We start from the raw sequence: 19,118 nt of genomic DNA on the forward strand, positions 1-19,118 counted from the left end.
CTCATATTTTGACATGCTATACATGATCCTGCGGGCGCAAAACACATGTTTGCGTCAAGGAAATCTCATCTAACAGGGACCTCCCATGTCAACTGTGCATTCAGGCGCCGCCGTTGCGTCGAGCGACACCCAGCATCGAGAGCTATACCGGAAGGTCACGTTCCGCCTCATCACCCTGTTCTGTCTGTGTTACTTCGCGGCGTATCTCGACCGGGTGAACATTGGCCTCGCGAAGCTTCAAATGCTCGACGCGCTGAAGTTCGGCGACGCCGTCTACGGGCTCGGCGCGGGACTTTTCTTCGTGGGCTATGTGCTTTTCGAAGTACCGAGCAACCTCATCCTCCAGCGAGTGGGCGCGAAGTTCTGGATTGCCCGCATCATGATCACGTGGGGTCTGCTGTCGGGCGCCACCATGTTCGTGCATACGCCGATGCAGTTCTACATCGTGCGTTTCATGCTGGGTGTGGCCGAAGCGGGCTTTCTGCCGGGCGTGCTGCTCTATCTGACGCAGTGGTATCCGGATGCGCGGCGCGCGCGGATCGTGGCGCTGTTCATGGTCGGCCTTCCGATGTCGAGCATGATCGGCAGCCCTATTTCCGGCTGGATCATGCGCTTTTTCGATGGTGCGCACGGACTGGGTGGCTGGCAATGGCTCTTCCTGCTGGAAGCGCTGCCTTCGGTGCTGCTGGGCTTCGCCGTCCTTCGGTGGCTGCCGAACACGATTGAATCGGCGAAATGGCTCACGACCGAAGAAAAGAAGACGCTACGCGCGGAACTCAACGAGGAAAACTCAGGCCACAAGAGCCACAAGCTCAGTGAAGCCTTCACCAACCCGAAAGTATGGTCGCTCGGGCTGATCGACTTGTGCGTGCTGCTCGGCCTCTACGCCGTGAGCTTCTGGCTGCCGACTATTCTTCGCGACACTGGCGTCACCGACTCCTATCACATCGGCTGGTTGATGGTCATTCCGAACGCCGCAGCCGTGGTCGGAACGTTGATCTGCGGATCGAGTTCGGATCGTGCGCGCGAGCGCCGGTGGCACATCGTCGTACCGTTCGCAGTGGCCGCCGCCGCACTCGTTGTCGCGGGTGCGACGACGCCGAGCACGGCGATGACGGTCCTGCTTTTCTCCCTCGTGAACGCCGGAGCCGCTGCCGCGATGCCCGTAGTGTGGGCGCTGCCGTCGACGTTCCTGCGAGGAACCGCGGCCGCAGGCGGTATTGCTTTCGCTTGTTCGATCGCGAACGTCGGAGGCTTCGGAAGCACCTACCTCATCGGCTATCTGCGTGACACGTTCCACTCGCAGAGCGCTGGGCTGTACGCCTTTGCAGCTTTCATCCTCTTCGGATGCGTCCTGGCGCTGAGGTTTCAGAAGAAACTGGTGAATCGTTAAACAAGCTGAACTTGCCACGGCCGACGCGAAGTGCCTGATCTCAGCCGCGCAGATTACGCGCGAAGAGCTCGAGACAGTTCTGAACGAGCGTCGCGTCGGATGCCTGGATATTGTGGAGCATCTGGTTTTCGAGCGAACGCACGACGTCCGTGCCCTGCCGCAATACCGCGCGTCCTTCGTCGGTCAGACGTAGCAGGACGATGCGCCCGTGATCAGGGTCCGGCTCGCGCGTGATCCATTTTCTCGCCGACATCGCACTCATCACTTCATTGGCGGATTGCGGCGTGATGAAGGATCGCTCGGCGAGCTGCGCATTCGATGCCTGCCCGCGCGCGTCGAGCACCGACAGCGCCGTAAACTGCGCGAGCGTAAGTCCGACCGGTGCAAGCGCCTCGGTCATCTTGCGGCGCAGGATGCGGTCGAGACTCCCAACGAGATAAGTCAGGCGCGGCCGCGCCTGAGCCTTGCGCGGGCCCGACCCGCTTTGGGCGGGTTTGGTCGACGACGGGGCTTTTTTTGCTGGCGCTTTGGTCGGCATCGCAACGCTTGACGGAGCTAGTGAAGTTGCCAATGTTACCGCGTCGGCGCGCTCCGACTTGTCAATGTGCTCTTTCAACTGCTCACGCCCCGGGCGAGGATCACCTGCGAATCAGGTCGACATGAATCGTATAAGGCATCGACGATCGCCGCGCGATGTGTCAGCACGGCCGACTGATTGATCGAGCCTTTGTCCGTAATTTCCCCGCGATCGAGCGACGGCGGAGCTTCGAGCAAGCGCATGCGGGCGATGGTGTTCGCGCCGCCCGTCGCCTGCCGGTTCAGGCGTGCAAGCAATGCCACGAAAAACTCGCGGACCGCGGGCGCCTGGGCGACATCGCTCGCGCTCGCATCGGGCGACAGGCTCGCGAGCTTTCGAATTTCGTCGAACCTCGGAAAGACCAGCGCGCCAACGTCGTCACGATTTATCCCCGTGATGACGACGTCCTGAACGTACGGCGCGCCTTCGGAGATGATACGGGCGCGCATGGGCCCGACGCTTACGAACGTCCCGGAACTGAGCTTGAAGTCCTCAGCGATGCGGCCATCGAACATGAGTCCCAGCTCTGGCCGGTTCTCATCGACGAACCTGAGGGCATCGCCGCTGCAGTAGTAGCCTTCTTCGTCGAAGCTCTGCGCAGCGTGGCGCCCTTCCATGCGCCAGTAACCCGCCATGACATGCGGGCCGCGAAACCGCGCTTCCAGCTTCCCCGCCACCGGGACCAGCTTGACGTCGCAGCCAGGGGCCGGGACACCCACGTATCCGGCTCGCATGATCAAACCCGTCGTGAACAAGCACGACGGCGATGTCTCCGTCATACCGAGTCCCGCCATGATCCGGATGCGTTCGCCGCAGTAGCGCGCCGTCACCTGTTCGAGCCGGTCCCATGCTGACTGCGAAAGCCCTGCACCTGCGAAGAAATACACCTTGACGCGCGAGAAGAAGGTCTCGCGTAGCTGCACATCGGTTTCGAGCGCAGCCGTCAGTTCTTCCCATCCCTTCGGCACGTTGAAGAAAATCGTCGGCGCGATCTCGCGCAGATTGCGTAGCGTTTCCGCGAACTTGCCGGGAACCGGCTTGCCGTCATCGATATAAATGGTTCCACCGTTATACAACGCGATACCGACGTTGTGACTGCCGCCGAACGTGTGATTCCACGGCAGCCAGTCGACCAGAACCGGCGGTTCATCGGCGAACGCGGGGAACGTCTCGAGCAGCATCTGCTGGTTGCTGCACAACATGCGATGCGTCGTCGGCACGGCCTTGGGCAGCTTCGTCGATCCTGACGTGAACAGGAACTTCGCGATAGTGTCCGGTCGCACCGCGCGCTGCGCGTCGTCGACGGTCGTGGGCGGCGTCGCGATCAGATCATCGAACGATGACGACGCCCGCGCGCACGTTCCGGACGCGCACACGACTTCGACATCGTCCTGCACCACGGCATCGATCGCAGCGGCGAACGCGTCCCCGTCAGTCGCGAAGACGAGGCCGGGTTTCAGCAGCTCCAGCGTATGACGCAGCTTGCCGTAATCGCTCGACACCAGCGAGTATGCCGGCGAGATCGGCGCGTACGGCACGCCGGCCCACATCGCGCCGAGGGCAACCTGCAGGTGTTCGAGATCATTGCCTGAGAGAATCGCGACAGGCCGCTCGGCTGAGAGCTTCCGATCGATCAGCGCCTGTCCGATGGCCCGCGCACGCTCCAGCATCCGTGCATAGCTGATGCCGCTCCACGCACCACTCGCATCGCGGCGCGCGACGAGCAAGCGTTCAGGGTGTGCTTTCGCGCCGCTCACGAGCCTGTCCGTGAATCGCTCCGGATAGCTTCCGAGCGGCTCTCGCGTGCTCATATAGCAGATATCGCCGTCCTGACGCACGTCGATACCCGGCCTCCCGATGCGCACCTCGCGATGCGGCAGGTTTGCCAGATCCCGCGCTTCTTCGCCTCTTTCTCGAGTCGGCTCGAAGTTCACTGATAGTCTCCGCTGAATGTCCCCGGCATCGTCCCGCGCATTGCATGACGCGCGAGTACGCTCTTCGCCTTCACGGCGTTTGCCTCTGGATTGATGTGTGGTTGCGCGCTGAATCAGATGGGATAGTGCCGCTCGCCCGTCTGAACCGTGATCCAACGCAGATCGGTGAATTCCGCGATCGACGCCTTGCTGCCGAAGCGGCCATAGCCGCTCCCCTTCACGCCGCCAAAAGGCATTTGCGCTTCGTCGTGCACCGTCGGACCGTTGATATGGCAGATGCCCGATTCGACACGCTTCGCGACATTCAACGCACGCGCAATGTCGCGGCTGAACACGGCCGCCGACAATCCGAACTCGCTGTCATTCGCCACGGCCACCGCTTCGTCGTCGCTTTCGACACGCTGCACCGTTACCACCGGTCCGAACGATTCCTCCGCGTAAAGCCTCATGTCGCGCGTGATTTCATCGACGATGGTCGGCTGCATGATCGCGCCGTCGATCGGGCCGCCTGCGCGGATCTTTGCGCCGTGGCTGCGTGCGTCCTCGATCAGCATCGCAATGCGTTGCGCGGCTTTCGCATCGACAAGCGCGCCGAGCTTCGCGCCCGCAGTGGTCGGCGACATCGCAACGAGCGTACGCGCCTTCGCCGCAAGCTTCTCGACCAGTTCATCCGCGATACTGCGATGCGCAACGATGCGCTCCGTCGACATGCAGATTTGTCCTTGATTGAAGAAAGCGCCGAACGCGATGGCCTCGACCGCCGCATCGAGATCCGCATCGTCGAGCACGAGCGCGGGCGCCTTCCCGCCGAGTTCCAGCAGCGCGGGCTTCAGGTGTTTTGCCGCATGCATGGCGATGATGCGTCCGACGTGAGTCGACCCCGTGAAGTTCACGCGGCGCACCGCGCGATGCACGATCAACCGCTCGACGATGACCGCGGCGTCCTCGGGCGCGTTCGTCACGACGTTGACGACGCCCTCGCCAAGCCCCGCCTCCTGGAGCACGGTGCCGATCATGCGATGCACCGCCGGACACACTTCCGATGCCTTGAGCACGACGGTGTTGCCGCACGCGAGCGGCATTGCGATGGCGCGTGTGCCGAGAATCACCGGCGCATTCCACGGCGCGATGCCGAGCACGACCCCGCATGGCTGACGCACCGCGAGCGCGAGATTGCCGGGCATGTCGGCGGGAATCACGCTGCCGTCGATCTGGGTGGTCATCGCCGCCGCTTCGCGCAGCATGTTCGCGGCGAGATGGACGTTGAAACCGTACCAGTTCGCCATCGCGCCCGTCTCCGGAACGCCCGCCGCGATGAAGTCGCCGGTGCGCGCATCCATGATGTCCGCGGCCTTGAGCAAGCGCGCGCGACGCTCCGAGGGCGTCAGCGCCGACCACGCAGGGAATGCGCGAGCGGCGGCTTCGACGGCGGCATCGGCGTCTTCGGGCGTGGCGGCCGGTGCGCGCGAGACCACTGCCCCTGCCACAGGATCGAGGCGGTCGAATGTCGCCCCATTCGATGCGGCGCGATCCTGCCCGCCGATCAACATGCTTACTTCGTTCACGGTGCTGTCTCCTGAAAGGCGCTTACTGTTCCGTGCGCTTGTACGCCTGCAGACCCGGCTTGATCGATTTCTCGTCGAGGAACTGCTTCAGGCCCTCCGCACGGCCCTGCTCCGGATCGCGCAGGAGCGCCTGATCGAGCTTCGCGTAGAGGTAGTCCTCATTCTGTTCCCACGTCAGTTCGCGGGAGCGCTTGAAGCCGTGTTTGGCCGCGCGAAGAACCACCGGATTCTTCTCCAGCAGCCTTTCCGCAAGCTTCACGACTTCATCGCGCAACTGCGCACGCGGCACGCTCTTGTTGACGAGACCCATCGCCGCGGCTTCCGGACCGGTAAAAGTGTCGCCCGTCATGATGTAATGCAGCGCCTGACGATGACCCACCGTATCGGCCATTGCCTTGCTCACCAGGTTGCCCGGCGGAATGCCCCAGTTGATTTCAGACAGGCCGAAGACCGCTTCGTCCGCCGCAATGGCGAGATCGCATGCGACGAGCGGCGAGAAACCGCCGCCGAAGCACCAGCCGTTCACCATCGCAATGGTCGGCTTTGCGTACATGCGCAGAAGCTTCCATTGCCACTGACAGGCGTCGCGGCGGATCTTCTCTTGAAGAATTTCCGGGCCTGCATCCACTTCGCGGAAATACTCCTTCAGATCCATGCCGGCGGTCCAGGCGTCGCCCGCACCGGTCAGCACCAGCACGCGTGCATCCGCATCCAGTTCGAGTGTCTCGAGCACCTGAATCATCTCGCTGTTGAGCGTAGGGCTCATGGCATTGCGCTTTTCCGGGCGATTGAACATCACCCAGGCGATGCCCGATTCCACTTTGACATCAACGGTTTTCCAGCGTCCTTCGTAGCTTGCCATGCGTTTTCTCCGGCGCCTCGCGGCGCAAAGTGTGAGTGTGCTCCCTGATCGGGCCACCGCCGGGCGAGACCATTCACATATCAGGTAACCTGAGATCAATTTTAGTATCAAGTAACCTGATAAAACAAGCACCGCGTACTTGGTGAAAACCCTTGACCATCACGTAATGCGAGGTGCGCAGGCGTTCCCATCTCACATAGGGTATTCACCGAACTCATTTGGCTTGCGTGAATCAGGTGACCTGATATGAAATACGCCCATCCAGCCCGGACAGCAGATGTCCATTTTTTTCGCGCTCGATATCAGGAAGCCTGATCAACAGCCGAACGTCACCGATCGAATAACCGACATGAAAACCACCAGAACAGCATTGCCAGGAGACGGCATGAGCTCACGATCCATCGCGAGCAGCGGCACGCTCGTCACCTTGGGTCTTTGTTTCGCCATCGCGTTGCTCGAAGGACTCGACTTGCAGTCGGTCGGTGTAGCCGCGCCGCGCATGGCGCGTGAATTCGGCCTGTCCGTCGCGCAGATGGGTCTCGCTTTCAGCGCCGGAACCTTCGGTCTTCTGCCCGGCGCGATGTTCGGCGGCCGGCTCGCCGATCGGATCGGACGCAAACGTGTACTGATTCTCTCCGCGGCCATTTTTGGACTGCTGTCGATCGCGACCGCGCTCGTCACGAGCTTCAACGCGCTCGTCGCCGTTCGCGTGCTCACTGGAATCGGACTCGGCGGCGCCTTGCCCAATCTCATCGCGCTGTCTTCGGAAGCCGTGCCGCCCAGGGCGCGCAACACGGCGGTGAGCGTGATGTATTGCGGCATCCCGTTCGGCGGCGTGATCGCTTCGATCATCGGCATGGTGAGTGCGGGCGACATCGAGTGGCGCCACATTTTCTACGTCGGCGGTGCGGGACCGCTCGTGCTCGTGCCGCTGCTTTTTGCGTTTCTGCCCGAGTCGAAAGCCTTCAGTCACGCCACGCATGGCGCGACGGGCAAGCCCGAGCCTGTCATGCAAGTGCTGTTCGGCGAACACCGCGCCCCTTCGACGACGCAAATCTGGGTCAGCTATTTCTGCACGCTGATCGTCCTTTACTTCCTGCTCAACTGGCTGCCCTCTCTGATGGCCGCGCGCGGCCTCGGACGCGCCGAAGTGGGCATGGTGCAGATCTTCTTCAACATCGGCGGCGGCCTCGGCGCGCTCTTCATCGGCATGCTGATGGACCGCTTGCGCGGCGGCATCGTCGTCTCGGGCATGTATCTCGGCATCATCGCGTCGCTCGCCGCGCTTTCGATGGCTCCCGGATTGGCGGGGCTCGCCATATCTGCGTTTTTCGCGGGCATGTTCGTGATCGGCGGGCAATCGGTGCTGTATGCGCTGTCCGCCGCCTTCTATCCGACCTCGATGCGTGGCACGGGCGTCGGCGCGGCCGTCGCGGTCGGACGCGTGGGCTCCGTCGTCGGCCCGCTCGCCGCGGGGCAATTGCTCGCCATGGGACGCAGCGCATCCGTCGTCATCGGCGCCAGCATTCCCGTCACCCTGATCGCGGCAGTCGCGGCGCTGATGCTGATCCGCCGCCCGCGCGTGACCGACTGAACCCACACAACGACCCATCACAACGACATATTGGTTTGGAGAGACTATGCAAGCGAGTCGACATAAAAAGAATCTGTTTTTGGGCGGCGTGCTGCTCGCGTTCGCAGCAAGCGCAGCAGCGCAATCGAGCGTCACGCTTTACGGCATCGTCGATACGGGCATCGAATACGTGTCGCACGCAAACGCGGCAGGCGATGCGGTATTCCGCATGCCGGCTGTCACCGGCGAATTTCCTTCACGTTGGGGACTGCGCGGCGCGGAAGATCTCGGCGGTGGGTATAGCGCCGTGTTCACGTTGGAGAGCGGGTTCAACTTACGCGATGGAAGCCTCGGTCAAGGCGGACGTCTATTTGGGCGGCAAGCGTTCGTCGGCGTCAAGAGCCCCTACGGCACGGTAGCCTTCGGGCGACAGTACACCATGACGTATCTCGCGTTGATGAACGCGGACGTCATCGGCCCGGACATCTACGGTATGGGCTCGCTCGACGCGTACGTGCCGAACGCCCGTGCTGACAACAGCGTTACCTACATGGGCACCTATCGCGGCGTGACGCTCGGTGCCGGCTATTCCTTCGGCCGCGATGCAGCCGGCAATAACTCGCCGGGACAGGGCTCTTGCGTGGGCTCGGTGCCTGGACATGGAACCGAGTGCCGCGACTGGTCCGTCATGCTCAAATACGAAGCGCAGTACTTTGGTGCGGCCGCTTCGTATGAAGAGGAACGCGGTGGAGCGACCGCCGCAGCGAACTTCTTCGACGGCGTAACACCGACTCCGCTCCTCAGTGCGGCCGACAAGGATGCGCGCACGCATGTGAGCGCCTATGCGCAATATTCGGGCGCCAAGATCGGACTGGGTTGGCTCGGACGCCGGGTCGTCACCGATTCGCCCGCCATTCCCAATGCACGTTCTGATCTCTTCTTCGTGGGAGCGTCGTATTTCGTGACGCCTGCGTTCATCGTCGACGGCGAAGTCTATCGCATCGTGAATAGCGACCATGACACGCGCGCAACGATGGGAACGCTGCGCACGACCTATCAGTTGTCCAAGCGCACGGCCGTCTATGCACAGGCTTCGTATCTCGCCAACAGCGCGAAGGCGCGCTACTCGGTGAGCGGCGGTGGTGGCGGCACGACCCCCGCGGCCGGCGTCGGACAGACCGGCGCAATGATCGGCGTACGGCATTCGTTCTGAGGAGGCATCCCATGAAAAAATCGATGATTACAGCACTCGTTTCTACGATGGTGGCGGCATGCGGAGGCAGCTCGGACGATCAGAGCCCGTCACTGCCGCAATTGAGCGCCGCGAGCCCTGCCAGTCTCGCGGGCACTTGCGACGCGCTTGCAGCGAAGCTCGCCTTCGCCAATACGACCTATACGTCAGTCAAGGATGTACCTGCGGGCACGCTGACCATCGGGGGCAAGTCCGTGCCGGAACATTGCGTTATCGAAGGCACGATGGGTCAGCACATAAGTTCCGTCGACGGGAAGACTTACGCGATAGGCTTCGAAATGCGTTTGCCGCTGGCTTGGAACGGACGCTTTTTCTATCAGGCAAACGGCGGCCTCGACGGCAACATCGTGCCCGCGACCGGCGTCATCAGTGGCGGCGGTCCGCTCGACAATGCGCTCAACATGGGCTTTGCGGTCATCAGTTCGGACGCGGGGCATTCATCCTCGCAGAATCCGCTATTCGGGCTCGATCCTCAGGCGCGGCTCGACTATGGCTATCAGGCCGTAGCCAAACTGACGCCGATGGCCAAGCAGGTCATCAAGACGGCCTACGGCAAAGGCCCGGACCGCAGCTATTTCGAAGGATGCTCGAACGGCGGCCGTCACTCGATGGTCGCAGCGGCGCGCTACGCCGCCGATTACGACGGCATCATTGCAGGCGATCCGGGTGTTCATCTGCCAAAGGCTGCAATCGGCGAAATGTGGAGCGCGCAGCAATTCGCCAGGGTCGCGACGGCGAAGACGACAAGCGGACTCCCCGACATTACGACAGGACTGTCGGCGGCAGAGCGGCAAATGGTTGCGTCGCACATCATTGCCAAATGCGATGCGCTCGATGGAGCCGCCGATGGCATGGTGCATGACATCAAGGCCTGTCAGGCGAACTTCGATCTCGCGCGAGATGTCCCGACCTGCTCGGGCAACACGCGCGACGGCTCCTGTCTCACCAGCGCGCAAAAGGACGCGCTCGGCAATGTATTCTCTGGCGCGCACAACAGCGCCGGCACCGCTCTCTATGCGAGCTTTCCGTACGACGCGGGCATCAGCGGTTCGGGCTGGGCGCAGTGGAAGCAAAGCAATTCGATCACGCTCGATCCCGGCGCTGCGGCCTTCACGTTTACGACAGCACCGCAAAGTGCATCCGTACTCAGCCAGTTGTCGGCCTACGCGCTCAACTTCAGCATGGACACCGACGCGCCCAAGATCTTTGCGACGAGCGGCGTCTACGGCGAGTCGTCGTGGTCGTTCATGACGCCGCCTGACGAAACGAATCTGTCGGTACTGAAGAACCGGGGCGCGAAGCTGATCGTCTATCACGGCACGAGCGATCCGGTTTTCTCGTCCAACGACACGACGGACTGGTATCAGCGACTCATGACGGCCAACGGTGGCGATGCGAGCAATTTCGCGCGCCTGTACACCGTTGCGGGTATGAATCACTGCTCCGGTGGTCCTGCCGCAGATCAGTTCGACATGCTGACGCCGATGATTGCGTGGGTCGAGCAAGGCAAGGCGCCCGATAGCGTCGTGGCCACCGCGCGCGATGCGAGCAACGCCATACCCAACTCGGAAGTGCCTGCTGAATGGGGCGCAAATCGCACTCGGCCGCTGTGCGCTTATCCCAAGGTCGCGCGCTACAAGGGCGGCGATATCAACTCGGCATCGAGCTTCGCCTGCAGTTGACGAGCTTGTCAGCGGGGACCGCCCTTCTGAACGCTGATCGGCATGGCGCTGTTCGAGAAAGGCAAGGGTTCGCGCAACGGCGACATCGGCCGCGCATCAATCGGCCTCGGCCTGATGTTACTTGCGCTCACGCTGCCGGTGTCGACCGTGCAGCCTGGCGAAACCGCGCCCGCGCTTCGTACCGCGCTCGGCGCGCTCGCCGACGAACGGCGCCCCGGCCCCAACCTGGTGCTTCCCGAAATGCCGCTCACGCGCGTGGGGCGCTCTTCGGCCGGTTCGGGCATTCCTGACACGCCGCCGGCGGCGAAATGAGGAACCCCGCCGGCGGCCCATGCGACATTCTTTCGCCTCGGCATGGCAAATATCCGCTCTTGCCAAGGATGCGCGGCCGCCAACCCCGCTGCCGTGGCTCGCCGCCGCGTGCTCCCGGTGCCCCATCGTGGAGCAAGCCTGCGGTGGCCGCCCCGGACACTAGTCTGCCTCACCATTTCCAGCGCATCGTCGGTCTCGGAGCGAAGGCATCAGGCGGTGCGCGACTTCGATATCTGGACCCATCAGATCCTTTAGCCTGGCACTACCGGGTAGCTTATTGTTTGACGATGCTTGACTAAACCGGCGAGATTGCAATCGAGTGTCCGGCGAAAGCCTGAAACCGGCGCGTGCCGCCACTGACTGTACTTTTGGTCAGCAGAGCTTTTGCGTACCGTTCCGGGACTCGAAACCGCTCTCTGTTCTTGTGTTCTTGGATAGCTTCCTTTTACGGGATGTATCAGCACCTGGCGGCCCGTGTGATTCACAGGTTTGCGCGACGGACGGCACGTCGAAGCGCATTCCGCGTCCCGGGCATTCGAATCTGGAACTGAGGAGACGGCAGTGAGAGTGAGAGCCCTACTCGACCACGGCAAGACCATCGAGCCTTCCACGGCGCAGCGCAAGCCGGAGGTCAAACAGCGTCGCGCACGCTCAAGCATGAATTCTTATTGGCTGACCGGCGCCGTGCTGATCATATCGGTCCTGGTGTGGCAGGCGATATCGATGGCGGGAGTCTTTCCTGCGTTCGCGCTGCCTTCGCCGGTGGCCGTCTGGCAAGCGTTCATCGATATTCTGCGCAACGGATATGGCGGCCAGTCGCTGATCAGCGACATTCTGATCAGCTGCTTTCGCATCATCATCGGCTTCGTCGGCGCGGTCGCGATCGGCGTTCCGATCGGCCTTCTGATGTCCCGCAGCAAGATCATTTTCGACATCATCGACCCATTGCTGCAGTTCATCCGTCCGGTGCCGCCGCTCGCGTATATCCCGCTTCTGGTGGTGTGGTTCGGCATCGGAGAATTGCCGAAGGCCATTCTGATTCTCGTCGGCACCATCCCGGTCATCATCATCGGCACCATGTCGGGCGTCAAAAGCACGCCGCCGCTGCGTATCGCGGTGGCCCGCACCCTGGGTGCCACCAATGCGCAAATATTCCGCAAGATCGTCCTGCCTTCAGCGATGCCCGAGATCTTCACCTCGATGCGCGTGGGAATCGGCGTGGCCTGGACCTGCCTGGTCGCGGCCGAACTGATCGCCGCCAGCAGCGGGCTGGGCTGGCTCGTGCAGTTCGCCGGGCAAGCGCTGCAGGTTGCCGTTGTCATCGTGGGCATCGTCATTATCGGGGTCATCGGCTACGCCATGGAGCTGGTGATTCGCAAACTCGAGAACTGGATCGTGCCCTGGCGCGGAAATGACTGAAACCAACCATCAGAGGAGACCAGACATGAAGACGAAACACCTCAATCGAGCCGCGACCGCAGCCGTACTTGCCTGCAGCTTCCTGATCGCCGGCGCGGCCTGTGCGCAGAGCAAGCCGCAAGTCATCATCGGCTACGAGGACAACGGCGCCGACCCATACATGGTGTCGATGGCGGAGCACCTGTTCGAACATCACATGAATGCGGAGGTCGAGTACAAGCTCTTCAGTTCGGGACCGGCGGCCATGAGCGCGCTGGCGTCGAACAGCCTGTCGTTCATGTGCGGCCTCGGCGTCCCGCCGCTCGTCACCGCGATCGCACAGGGCTTGCCGATGACGATCGTGTACAACCAGGAACGGTATACGAATGCGGCCGGCATCGTGGTCAAGCCCGAAAGCGGCATCCACGACGTCGCGGGTCTGCAGGGCAAGAAGATCGCGATCGTCGCGGGCTCGCAGGCGTCCTTCGAACTGGCGACGTTTCTCGCCGAGGCACACGTGCCGTACACGTCCGTGACCCAGATCAATATGGCGCCGCCGCAGATGCGCACCTCGTGGGTGACGGGCGCGATCGACGCGGCCATCGTGTGGGATCCCGTGTTCAGTGCGTTGCGCGCGGCGGGCGGGAAGGCAATCAAGACCGACGGCGATCTGCCGCGCGGCGCGTCCAGCTACAACGTCTGCATCGCCAACGCCGACTGGGCGAAGGCTCACCCGGACCTCGTACGCGGTTTCGTCGGCGCACTCGACGAGGGATATCAGATAACGCAGAAGAACCCGGATAAGGCGATCGCCGAGATGGCTCGCCAGACGGGGGTCACGGTGGACGTCGCGAAAAGCGAGCTGGCGGGCTACGAGTTGTTTTCAGGAGCCGATCAGACCACGCCCAAAGTAATGGGCTCGGGCGCCGGCGTAAAAACATCGGCGACGTATGAAACGCTGGTGAATACCGCCAAGGTACTCAACTCGATCGGACGCATTCAGACGGTGCCGTCGAACTTCGAGGCCAATGTCGCGCCGCAATATTCGCAATCGCTGGCTCATTGAGTCGCTGCACTGAGTCGCTGAGCTGCTGAGAACTTACTCGCCAGGCAGGAGACGGACTTGACTATCCTAATCGATTCCCTTTACAAGACCTTTGGCGGAACCTCCGCCCTCGAGAACATCAATCTGCAGTTCCAGGGCGGCGAGTTCGTCACCGTGCTCGGGGCTTCCGGCTGCGGCAAGACGACCTTGCTGCATCTTCTGGCCGGTCTGACATCGCCCTCCAAGGGCAACATCTATATCGATGGCGAGATCAAGGATCAGCCAGGCGAAGACCGCGTCGTCGTATTCCAGCAGGCCGGATTGTTCCCGTGGCTCACCGTCGAGGAAAATATCGAGTTCGGTCTTTCCCTTCATTCGGTTTCCAAGGCCGAACGCCGAAGGGCCTCCGCCGACATCCTGCGCACCATCGGTCTCGAAAACTTCGCGCGGCATAAACCCTATGAGCTATCCGGCGGGATGCAGCAGCGTGTGGCGATCGCGCGGGCGCTCGTCATGAAGCCAAAGGTCTTGCTGATGGACGAGCCCTTCGGCGCGCTGGATGCGCAGACGCGCGCCGCGATGCAGACATTCCTGACCTCGCTATGGGACCAGTTGCATTGCACCATCGTCTTCATCACGCATGACATCGACGAAGCGATCTTTCTCGGCACGCGTCTCGTCGTGCTGTCGTCAAGACCGGGCCGGGTCGCGCTCGACGTGCCGATCGAACTGGAGCGTCCCCGCACGCCGCAAGTCGCTTTCGAGCCGCACTTTCTGGAACTGAAAAAGCAGGCGATGGGCATTCTCGCGCATTGAGTCTGCAGGCGGCGCGGTCATCGAGTCAGCAGATCGGTCAGATCGCCGACGTGGTCTAGCAAGCGCAGCGGCGACTGCGCTTGCAGTTCCGATCGCGAGCCGTACCCCCACAACACGCCGACCGATCGGAGCCCGTTCGCGTGGGCGCCGAGCAGATCCCCTGCGCGGTCTCCAATCATCAGGGCAGTCGAATCGATGACATCCGCGGCCAGCAACTGGCTCAGTTGCTGCTGCTTGTTCACCGCCGCATTGCCACCACTGACGAAGTAAAAACGGTCGCGTACTTCGAGCGCCCGGAGAATGCGATTCGCCATCTCCAGCCGCCTGGACGTGCACACGCCCAACGGAATCCCGTGCCGGGACAACGTGTCGAGTGCCGTCGTGATCCCAGGGTAAAGCGCATTCTCCGAGAAGCCCACAGCTTCATAGCGCTCGCGATACAGACCAACCAGCATGCGGACTACGGAATCGGCGGCGCCGGTGAGCGCCCGGAAAGTCTCCTCGATGTCCGGGCCGACGTAGCGCGCCAACTCCCGCTCGTGGCATGGCTGAAACCCCGACGATAGGAGCGCGTGATTGATCGAGCGGCTGAAGCCGGGCATCGGATCGCTCAGGGTTCCATCGAGGTCGAAGATCAGCGTGTACATGAGGGAGGCGTAAATCGGCGTGTCACTTCGCCTGCGCGGGCACCGACTCCCGGCTAGCCGCCTGCAGCGCCGCTAACACCGCGGACACCGCTGTGCTTTGCGGCTCGACTGTCAACGCACCGATGCGCTGCACTGCCGTCGACACCTTCAACGGCAGTTGCTGAAGTTCCCCATTCAAATCCGTTTCGCCGCGCCGCAAGCGCGTCGAAACGAACAGGCACGGCACGCGCCGCGCCACGGCGCAGTTGGTCAGATGCGATGTCGATTCCATCAACACGTGCGGCGCAGCGACGCCCGCATTCGCGAATTCGACTTCGAGAGCAGTTCGCATAGGAGAACCCATCGACGGCACGATCCACGGCCAGGCGGCCGCGTCGCGCCAGGTGACGCGACTGTGCCGATGCAGCGGATGATGTTTCGGCGCAACCACCAAAATCTCGTCGCTGTACAGTTCCGTGATGGAAAAGCCTGCGGTCAGCACCGCTGACTCGAGCCGGCAAACGACCATATCAAGTTCACGGCGCTGCATCAACGGCAGTAAATGGTCGAGCGTGTTTTCCGTGTAGTTGATCTGCTGCGTGGGTGCATGTTCTGCCAGATACTCGATCACACCCGGCAACAGGCGCATGGAAATATACGGCAGCATGCCGAGCTTCAATGGCAGGCTCGTGCCGCGCTTCAATGCATCGAATGCAGGCTGAATCGTTCGCAGGTCCGTGAGGATGCGCGCGACGCAGTCGAGCATTGCTTCGCCATATGCCGTGGGCGCAACACGCCGCGAGGTGCGCTCGAACAGCGGCAGGCCCAGCGTGTCCTCCAGTTCGCGCAGCCACTTCGATAGCGCCGGTTGCGTGATCGACGCTTCTTCTGCCGTACGCGCAAAGCTGCGATGGCGCCCGAGCCAGTCGAGCGTCTCCAGATCTCGTATCCGAAGCCTGCGCAACACGTTTGGCAAATGTTCGATACGACCGCGGGAGGCGCCGGTCGGCACCACGTCGGGAAGCGGTACGGACGGTCTTTTCGCAGCAGCCATCTTGTTCTCCCATCCATTACCGCACGGTTATCAATCAACGCTCATCTTTCATCGAATCGTATCGTAGATCGCTACACAATTGAGCATGCTTCGGTGCTATCCGGATGCAGGAAAGCGTGAAGACAAACATATGAAGAGCGGAAAGCGAGCTTCGACGCTTCAGACCAAAACGACATTGAAGGAGACACGATGAAGCACCTCATCAGCGCATGCGCGATCGCATCGGCCATGCTCGTGACGTCCGGCGCCCATGCCGCGGACAAGCGCCCGAACGTGCTGCTGATCGTCGCCGACGATCTCGGCTACTCGGACATCGGCGCGTTCGGCGGCGAAATCAACACGCCGAATCTCGACCGCCTCGCGAAAAACGGCCTGCGCATGACGGACTTCTATGCCTCGCCGTTCTGCTCGCCGACGCGCGCGATGCTGATGTCGGGCGTGGACAATCATCGCGTGGGCCTCGGCGGAATGGCCGAACTGCTGACGCCGAAACAACGCAGCGCCGCGGGCTATGAAGGCTATCTGACGCATTCGGTCGTCACCTTCCCGACGCTGCTCGAGAAAGCGGGCTATCACACCTATATGGTCGGCAAGTGGCATCTCGGCCTCACCGAAGAATACAGTCCCGCGCAGCGCGGCTTCGAGCAGTCATATGCGATGGTTCAGGGCGGCGCGAGCCACTTCGACCAGACCGGCATCATCACGACCGATCCCGACAAGACGCCGAAAGCGATGTATCGCGAGAACGGCAAGCTCGTCGATCTGCCGGACAACTTCTATTCGACCACGTTCTATACCGACAAGATGCTGTCGTACATCGACAGCAACAAGGACGACGGCAGGCCGTTTTTCGCATATGTCGCCTATACCGCGCCGCACTGGCCGTTGCAGGCGCCCGACGAATACATCGCGAAATACGAGGGCAAGTACGACGCAGGCTATGACGCGATCCGCGCCCGGCGTCTCGCGCGCATGAAGGCGCTCGGCATCGTGCCGAAGGACATGCAGGCCTATGAAGGCAACGACGCATGGCCGAAGTGGAGTTCGCTGACACCGGTGCAGCAGCGCATCGAGTCGAAGCGCATGGCCGTGTATGCCGCGATGGTCGAGGCGATGGACGCGCAGATCGGGCGCATCGTCGCGCATCTGAAAGCGACGGGGCAGTACGACAACACGCTGATCTTCTTCATGTCGGACAACGGCGCGGACGGCAACAGCATTCTCGACGAAGCCGCCGACCGCGACTGGATCCAACGTCACGCGGACAACAGCATCGCCAATACGGGACGCAAGGGCTCGTTCGTCGAATACGGACCCGGCTGGGCGCAAGTCAGCGCGACGCCGCTGCATCTGTACAAGGCCTTCGCGCATGAGGGCGGTATCGCCGTGCCGAACATCGTCGTGATGCCGCGTTCCTCGCGCACGGGACAGATCAGCCGCGTGCCCGCGCACGTGACCGACGTCGCACCGACGATCCTGCAACTCGCGGGCGTACAGCCGCCCGATGGCCGATACGACGGGCGTCCGGTGTTTCGCATGCAGGGCACGTCGATGGTGAGCTTTCTCTCCGGTCAGAGCAGCAAGGTTCACACGCAGTTCACCGAAGGCTGGGAACTGAACGGCCGCCGCGCGATGCGCAAGGGCGACTGGAAGATCGCGTATGCGAACAAGCCCTGGGGCAAGGACCGCTGGGAGCTGTATCGCGTGAGCGTCGACCGTTCGGAGCTGCACGATGTCGCCGCGCGTTATCCCGCGAAACTCAAGGAACTCGTCGCCGACTACGAGCAGTATCAGACCGCGAACGGCGTGCAGGACATTCCCGGTCTCGCCGACCGCCCCGGCTACAGCAACGGCACGCATTACTATCAAGATGAACTCGACACGAATCAGTAAGCGCCATGTGTGCGCCGCGGCCTTGCTGGCGGCGCTTGGTTCGCCGGCGTTCGCGGCGGCGGACAAGCCGCTGTGCGAGGCCTATCGCGGCGTGCCCGAAGGCTTCGGCCCGATGCGCAACGGCGCGCCGAATCGCGCGGGCATGATCGCGATTGCCGCCGGGCGCTTTCGCATGGGATCGACCGAAGGCTATCCGGAAGAGCGCAACGTGCAGCCGGTCAAGCTCGACGGCTTTCTGATCGACGCGCACGAAGTGACGAACGCGCAGTTCGCGATCTTCGTGCGCGCGACCGGCTACGTCACCGAAGCCGAACGCCAGCGCGATCCCGCCGATTTTCCCGGCGTGCCCGCGGAGCAGCTACGACCGGGGTCGGTGGTGTTCGTCTGGCCGAACGGCGCCGAGCAGTTCGACCAGTCGTACCGATGGTGGCGGTTCCAGCCGGGCGCGAACTGGCGTCATCCGTATGGACCGGGAAGCGGCATCGCCGGAAAGGAGAATCATCCGGTCGTGCAGGTGACGTATCGCGATGCGCAGGCTTACGCGAAGTGGCTCGGCCATGATCTTCCGACCGAAGCCGAATACGAGTATGCGGCGCGCGGCGGCAGGGAGAGCGAGACTTATCCGTGGGGCAACACATTGAAGGTGGGCGGCAGGTACATGGCCAACACCTGGCAAGGCGACTTCCCCGCGCATAACGAAGCGGGCGACGGGCACAAGGACAGCGCACCTGTGGGTTGCTATCCCGCGAACGGCTATGGACTGCTCGATCCTGTCGGCAATGTGTGGCAGTGGACGAAAGATGTCTACGCGGATCGGCATCCGGCCGAAGAAGCTCGGAACCCGCTGGTCGTCAGAGTGTCGACGCCGTTCGATGACGGACGCCAACCGGCTCGCGTCATCAAGGGCGGCTCGTTTTTGTGCGCGCCGAATTTCTGTGTACGCTACAGGCCGTCATCGCGTCAGCCACAGGATCCGACGCTAGGTACGATTCACATCGGGTTCAGGACTGTCTGGAGGTTATCGTCCGACTCGGCCCATCAGGAAAAAGGCGGCCTCAAGGGTTTCGCAACTTCGTCGCGCGGCGAACGAGACTGACGAACAAAGATCCGCTGCCCCGATGCGTAGCCGACGCACG

16 protein-coding genes are annotated in these 19,118 nt (G+C 62.4%); 10 read left to right on the forward strand and 6 right to left on the reverse strand.

Annotation, left to right across the window (positions count from 1 at the left end; all coding sequences use genetic code 11):
• Positions 1–85 precede the first annotated feature (85 nt).
• Positions 86–1,393, forward strand: coding sequence for an MFS transporter (locus AWB74_RS14095; RefSeq protein ID WP_061147370.1), 1,308 nt, complete (start codon positions 86–88; stop codon positions 1,391–1,393).
• Between the two features lie 40 nt (positions 1,394–1,433).
• On the opposite strand, the gene AWB74_RS14100 is transcribed toward AWB74_RS14095, so the two are convergent.
• The 4 genes from AWB74_RS14100 to AWB74_RS14115 all read right to left on the reverse strand — a co-directional run bounded on the left by AWB74_RS14100 (position 1,434) and on the right by AWB74_RS14115 (position 6,331).
• Entirely contained in the window at positions 1,434–1,931 is a 498-nt protein-coding gene (locus tag AWB74_RS14100) for a MarR family winged helix-turn-helix transcriptional regulator (RefSeq protein WP_061147371.1), read from the reverse strand.
• Between the two features lie 74 nt (positions 1,932–2,005).
• Positions 2,006–3,904 (reverse strand): feruloyl-CoA synthase, encoded by a 1,899-nt coding sequence (locus tag AWB74_RS14105; protein ID WP_061147372.1) that lies wholly within the window; start codon positions 3,902–3,904, stop codon positions 2,006–2,008.
• A gap of 113 nt (positions 3,905–4,017) precedes the next feature.
• A complete protein-coding gene (locus tag AWB74_RS14110; protein ID WP_061147373.1) occupies positions 4,018–5,469 on the reverse strand; it encodes an aldehyde dehydrogenase in 1,452 nt (483 codons plus the stop codon).
• A 22-nt stretch (positions 5,470–5,491) separates the two neighbouring features.
• On the reverse strand, positions 5,492–6,331 hold the full coding sequence (locus tag AWB74_RS14115) for a p-hydroxycinnamoyl CoA hydratase/lyase (protein ID WP_061147374.1): 840 nt from the start codon (positions 6,329–6,331) through the stop codon (positions 5,492–5,494).
• A 277-nt stretch (positions 6,332–6,608) separates the two neighbouring features.
• Between AWB74_RS14115 and mhpT the strand changes: the two genes are divergently transcribed.
• The 7 genes from mhpT to AWB74_RS14150 all read left to right on the forward strand — a co-directional run bounded on the left by mhpT (position 6,609) and on the right by AWB74_RS14150 (position 14,409).
• Positions 6,609–7,925 carry a 3-(3-hydroxy-phenyl)propionate transporter MhpT gene (gene mhpT / locus AWB74_RS14120; RefSeq protein WP_143749221.1) on the forward strand — a complete coding sequence of 439 codons (1,317 nt, stop codon included), beginning with the start codon at positions 6,609–6,611 and terminating at the stop codon, positions 7,923–7,925.
• A 46-nt stretch (positions 7,926–7,971) separates the two neighbouring features.
• Positions 7,972–9,117, forward strand: coding sequence for a porin (locus AWB74_RS14125; protein ID WP_061147376.1), 1,146 nt, complete (start codon positions 7,972–7,974; stop codon positions 9,115–9,117).
• An 11-nt stretch (positions 9,118–9,128) separates the two neighbouring features.
• Positions 9,129–10,838, forward strand: a complete 1,710-nt coding sequence (locus AWB74_RS14130; protein ID WP_061147377.1) for a tannase/feruloyl esterase family alpha/beta hydrolase — start codon at positions 9,129–9,131, stop codon at positions 10,836–10,838.
• Positions 10,839–10,880: 42 nt separating this feature from the next.
• A complete protein-coding gene (locus AWB74_RS47225) occupies positions 10,881–11,150 on the forward strand; it encodes a hypothetical protein (RefSeq protein ID WP_061147378.1) in 270 nt (89 codons plus the stop codon).
• Between the two features lie 567 nt (positions 11,151–11,717).
• Positions 11,718–12,569, forward strand: coding sequence for an ABC transporter permease (locus AWB74_RS14140; RefSeq protein WP_235024570.1), 852 nt, complete (start codon positions 11,718–11,720; stop codon positions 12,567–12,569).
• A gap of 25 nt (positions 12,570–12,594) precedes the next feature.
• Complete coding sequence (locus AWB74_RS14145; RefSeq protein ID WP_061147379.1) at positions 12,595–13,614, forward strand: taurine ABC transporter substrate-binding protein; 1,020 nt, start codon at positions 12,595–12,597, stop codon at positions 13,612–13,614.
• A gap of 57 nt (positions 13,615–13,671) precedes the next feature.
• Entirely contained in the window at positions 13,672–14,409 is a 738-nt protein-coding gene (locus AWB74_RS14150; protein ID WP_061147380.1) for an ABC transporter ATP-binding protein, read from the forward strand.
• A gap of 17 nt (positions 14,410–14,426) precedes the next feature.
• Here the strand turns inward: AWB74_RS14150 and AWB74_RS14155 are convergent, their stop codons facing one another.
• Positions 14,427–15,056 (reverse strand): HAD hydrolase-like protein, encoded by a 630-nt coding sequence (locus AWB74_RS14155; RefSeq protein ID WP_061147381.1) that lies wholly within the window; start codon positions 15,054–15,056, stop codon positions 14,427–14,429.
• Between the two features lie 22 nt (positions 15,057–15,078).
• A complete protein-coding gene (locus AWB74_RS14160; RefSeq protein ID WP_087038995.1) occupies positions 15,079–16,089 on the reverse strand; it encodes a LysR substrate-binding domain-containing protein in 1,011 nt (336 codons plus the stop codon).
• Positions 16,090–16,278: 189 nt separating this feature from the next.
• On the opposite strand from AWB74_RS14160, the gene AWB74_RS14165 reads away from it, so the two are divergent.
• Together AWB74_RS14165 and AWB74_RS14170 are read left to right on the forward strand one after the other, a co-directional pair.
• Positions 16,279–17,982, forward strand: coding sequence for an arylsulfatase (locus AWB74_RS14165; RefSeq protein WP_061147382.1), 1,704 nt, complete (start codon positions 16,279–16,281; stop codon positions 17,980–17,982).
• On the forward strand, positions 17,960–19,078 hold the full coding sequence (locus AWB74_RS14170; protein ID WP_087038996.1) for a formylglycine-generating enzyme family protein: 1,119 nt from the start codon (positions 17,960–17,962) through the stop codon (positions 19,076–19,078). Before AWB74_RS14165 ends, AWB74_RS14170 begins: the two co-directional genes overlap by 23 nt.
• Positions 19,079–19,118 lie beyond the last annotated feature (40 nt).

It is taken from the genome of Caballeronia arvi (assembly GCF_001544695.2).
Lineage (GTDB): Bacteria > Pseudomonadota > Gammaproteobacteria > Burkholderiales > Burkholderiaceae > Caballeronia > Caballeronia arvi.

Coding starts and splice junctions, on each gene's coding strand:
- AWB74_RS14095 (WP_061147370.1), top strand. CDS start 86: ATGTCAACTGTGCATTCAGGCGCCGCCGTTGCGTCGAGCGACACCCAG.
- AWB74_RS14100 (WP_061147371.1), bottom strand. CDS start 1,931: ATGCCGACCAAAGCGCCAGCAAAAAAAGCCCCGTCGTCGACCAAACCC.
- AWB74_RS14115 (WP_061147374.1), bottom strand. CDS start 6,331: ATGGCAAGCTACGAAGGACGCTGGAAAACCGTTGATGTCAAAGTGGAA.
- mhpT (WP_143749221.1), top strand. CDS start 6,609: ATGTCCATTTTTTTCGCGCTCGATATCAGGAAGCCTGATCAACAGCCG.
- AWB74_RS14125 (WP_061147376.1), top strand. CDS start 7,972: ATGCAAGCGAGTCGACATAAAAAGAATCTGTTTTTGGGCGGCGTGCTG.
- AWB74_RS14130 (WP_061147377.1), top strand. CDS start 9,129: ATGAAAAAATCGATGATTACAGCACTCGTTTCTACGATGGTGGCGGCA.
- AWB74_RS47225 (WP_061147378.1), top strand. CDS start 10,881: ATGGCGCTGTTCGAGAAAGGCAAGGGTTCGCGCAACGGCGACATCGGC.
- AWB74_RS14145 (WP_061147379.1), top strand. CDS start 12,595: ATGAAGACGAAACACCTCAATCGAGCCGCGACCGCAGCCGTACTTGCC.
- AWB74_RS14155 (WP_061147381.1), bottom strand. CDS start 15,056: ATGTACACGCTGATCTTCGACCTCGATGGAACCCTGAGCGATCCGATG.
- AWB74_RS14160 (WP_087038995.1), bottom strand. CDS start 16,089: ATGGCTGCTGCGAAAAGACCGTCCGTACCGCTTCCCGACGTGGTGCCG.
- AWB74_RS14165 (WP_061147382.1), top strand. CDS start 16,279: ATGAAGCACCTCATCAGCGCATGCGCGATCGCATCGGCCATGCTCGTG.
- AWB74_RS14170 (WP_087038996.1), top strand. CDS start 17,960: ATGAACTCGACACGAATCAGTAAGCGCCATGTGTGCGCCGCGGCCTTG.